This window comes from Flavobacterium rakeshii, assembly GCF_009741375.1.
Taxonomy (GTDB): domain Bacteria; phylum Bacteroidota; class Bacteroidia; order Flavobacteriales; family Flavobacteriaceae; genus Flavobacterium; species Flavobacterium rakeshii.
In genome coordinates, this window is sequence record NZ_WOWP01000007.1 from 1 (window position 1) to 3502 (window position 3502).

At 35.6% G+C, this 3502-nt stretch carries 4 protein-coding genes; 2 read left to right on the forward strand and 2 right to left on the reverse strand.

Annotated features, from left to right (window positions below):
• Positions 1-389: 389 nt before the first annotated feature.
• On the reverse strand, positions 390-950 hold the full coding sequence (locus GN157_RS01740) for a fasciclin domain-containing protein (protein WP_157481411.1): 561 nt from the start codon (positions 948-950) through the stop codon (positions 390-392).
• A gap of 116 nt (positions 951-1066) precedes the next feature.
• On the opposite strand from GN157_RS01740, the gene GN157_RS01745 reads away from it, so the two are divergent.
• Both GN157_RS01745 and GN157_RS01750 read left to right on the forward strand, forming a co-directional pair.
• The gene (locus tag GN157_RS01745; protein WP_157481412.1) at positions 1067-1312 is read left to right on the forward strand and encodes a hypothetical protein; all 246 of its coding nucleotides are present in this window, start codon (positions 1067-1069) and stop codon (positions 1310-1312) included.
• A gap of 92 nt (positions 1313-1404) precedes the next feature.
• Positions 1405-1806, forward strand: a complete 402-nt coding sequence (locus tag GN157_RS01750) for a hypothetical protein (protein WP_157481413.1) — start codon at positions 1405-1407, stop codon at positions 1804-1806.
• 987 nt (positions 1807-2793) lie between these two features.
• Here the strand turns inward: GN157_RS01750 and GN157_RS01755 are convergent.
• Positions 2794-3396, reverse strand: a complete 603-nt coding sequence (locus tag GN157_RS01755) for a hypothetical protein (RefSeq protein ID WP_157481414.1) — start codon at positions 3394-3396, stop codon at positions 2794-2796.
• Positions 3397-3502 lie beyond the last annotated feature (106 nt).

Genomic DNA, 3502 nt, shown 5'->3' on the forward strand with positions numbered 1-3502 from the left:
CAGTATGTCATGTCGACGGCAGGAGACATCTCTATTCAAAGTTCAGAGATTCCTCACTACACTACGTTTCGTATCGGAATGACAACCTCTGAAAACATCAGAGTGAGCAAACGGCATTAGGTTTTGAATGATGAATTTTAAATTTTAAATAAGATCCTTCCTATCGTCAGGATGACACACTCAACTGTCATTTTGAGCGTAACGAAGTGGAGTCGAAAAATCTAAATAAATAGGAGATTACTGCTTCAGTCGGAACGGAAAAGAGATCCTTCCTGCCATCAGGATGACAAAAAAATAAAAAGCCCCGATTATCAATCGGGGCTTTTACATAAATCAACTTAAACCAAACCATACACTGATTAAATCATGTATATGAAATCCAAACTATTTTAATTGTGCATTAATACAGTATCAATTACATGTATAACACCATTTTTCTGATTCACATCGGCAATAGTAATTTTAGCTCTTCCGCCTTTCTCATCCATAACCCACACATCATTACCATCAAGCATAAAAGTAAGTTCGCCGCCCTGTACTGTTTTTGCTACATATTTACCATTACCTTTTTTAATGGCCTTAACAACATCGGCAGCACTCCATTTACCAGCCACCACATGATAAGTTAATACACCTTGAAGCATTTTTTTGTTTTCGGGTTTTAAAAGGGTCTCTACAGTACCTTTAGGTAATTTGTCAAAAGCTTCGTTTGTTGGAGCAAACACGGTAAACGGTCCGTCGCCTTTAAGGGTTTCTACCAGTCCGGCAGCTTTAACAGCCGCAACCAGGGTAGTATGATCCTTAGAGTTTACAGCATTGTCTACAATGTCTTTAGTAGGATACATAGGTGCTCCACCTACCATAACGGTTTTTTGCGCATAGGAAACCGTACCTAAAAGTAGCATAAAAGCCACTATTGCAATCGGATAAATTCTTTTAAGGTTTTTCATAATTGGAAAAATTAACGTTTTATAGGAAGATTTACGTCGTTCATCGATTTTTGGTTTTAATTGAATAATCTTTTACAAAATTTTAACTAATTTTCGATCAAATCACTAAGCAACCTATGATGATTAATTTAAAATATATAGGTAAAAACGTTAGCTTACAAGTACTTAGAGATGTAGTTACTGAAAAGGGCCTTAACACAACCCATAAACTTTTGTTAAATCCGCAGGATTATAACACAGTGATTTTGGAACAGGCCAATTTGTTTGAAGAAGTGCAGCAAATTCCGCTAACGGTAAACGGCATAGTGATAATAAAAGACGACGATAAAGAAATCCCATACGGAACAGTAGGGATAACATAAAAACATTAAAATTAAAAAACTAATGCAATAAAATATTTGAATACACACAAACCAACCAACCAATAATTATCCACCAAAAACAAATTACAAACATGCTAAGCGGATTTATCGAACTAAGTTCCGGTCAAATCTTTACCATTAAATGGAAAGGTTATGACGAGATTATTAAGCTTACTTTAAACGAGTTAGCAGGCCTTAGCCCAAAGGCCACTTCTAAAAACCTTATCAACAGGCTAAAATCGCACATTCCACCGCAGGGTTTTAACGAACGCTACGAAATGGGATGGGGTTTTATTGACAGTTTAGAGCATAAAACCATTTGCCGAAGACTTGAAGTATGCAGCCTGTGTGATGATGAGCAGCAACTTTTTTGGGCTGCTGTAGAAAGAGGTTACTCCAAACTTTTACAAAGCTGTGACGAATACATGCACTTGCAGCCTCAATATGTAAAAGACCTGCTTGATTTTAAAACAGGTACCGGGTTAGCCAACTAAAAAAATCACTACCACATTTAAAACAATTATGAAACAGCACCTTAGCTAAGTGCTGTCCAAACAGTTGTTTGTCGGTTAATTAAGTGCAATAGCTTATTGCTACTGCGCCGGGGAGAATTTTGTTTATTTTTTATTTAGACAATTTACTTTTTCAACTTTACTGTATTAAAATTATGGAAACGTTTTTTTTAGCCCATAGCCTTGGCATACTAACAATATATGTGTTTTTAACCGCGATCGTTATATCGCTTATAATTATAACAATGCTTAATTACGCCTTTTCAAAAAAAATTAAGAACTGGTGGCAAATAATAGCATTCATTTTGGTTGCCTTGCTTGTCCCGGTAGGGGTTTGCAAGTGTGTAATAAATTTTATAGGATTTATTTAAAAGTATTATTTAGGAATTTACTTTGCTATTTATATTAATTGCCTGAAAGCAAAAATAAGCTAGGTACGTTATCATTGTGGGGGATTACAAACTTACTTTCTTTCGGGCAATTTTTTTTAAGATTGTCATTATGTGAATGCTTATTATAGTACACATTTAAACATATAGGCCGTAACCTTACCTATCGGCAAAACAGGCAGCATTTTAAATGCTTTTGAAAAAGAAATAGGTCCCTACTATTATATATTTTCTTCAAAAAAATTGCCTGAAATGAGGTTAAGCCTGCGTCATGAGGGATTAAAGGAAGCCAATACGTTCGGGCAGTTTTTTAAAACTGTAAACAATGCACCACGGTGCTTCGATTAATATACGTTCTTATTTGAGATTAATATTTAGTATTACTTTGTTATTTTAATTGCCCTTGAGCTAGTTAGGTACGTTATCATGGGGGATCACAGCTCAACTTATAAGTCTCTTGGGCAATTTTAACTTATTTAAACATTACTCTACTCTGTTTTACTCTATATCTATTTTTATCAAAAAGCGGAAGCCTGCTATTTAGCAGGCTTCTTCATTTTATACAGGTATTATTTTTAGTTTACATGATATAAACACTGCCCTTACCGGCTTTAGCATTAACCTTAAACCGCAGCACTACACTATCGCTGTTTTGCAGGCTGTTTACTAAATAATCACTTACTGTAGGCATAACGCCGTCAACAGTAGTAGTAAGTATGGAATTTGGTGCTTTGTACTCTCCACTGGTTATAGATTCTACCCCGTCCCTACCGGTAAACTCTACCTTTTCTTTCATTAAACTGTTATCCAGAAAAAGATACTGCTTAACCCGAGCTTCGCCATTTTTAAACTCAATGGTAGCAACGATATCTGTAATGCCGTTTTCTTCCTTTTCGGCAATAAGATCTCTAAATTCATCAATAATTTCGGTGAGGTTTTTATCAGAATTAGCTTTTAGCTCCTGCATATTGGCATAACTGTACAATAAGGAAAAGTCGATATTCAGGTTCCAGTGTACATCAGTAAACAGTTTGGAGAAATCCATTCCTTTATAAGTCTCTACAGATGCTTCTGCCTGTTTCTGTTGGATTGTAGTGTCGTTATCCATAGCATCTTCGGTACTACAGGAAATTATCCCTGTTCCCATTGCTGCCATAAAGGCTAAGTAAACTGCTTTTTTCATAAATCAAAGGTTTGTCTCGTCCTGAAATAAGTTGACACAAATTCGACTTATTATGAAAGACAAAGCAATTACACGCATAAAGCGTAGTCAAAAGGATTACAACATG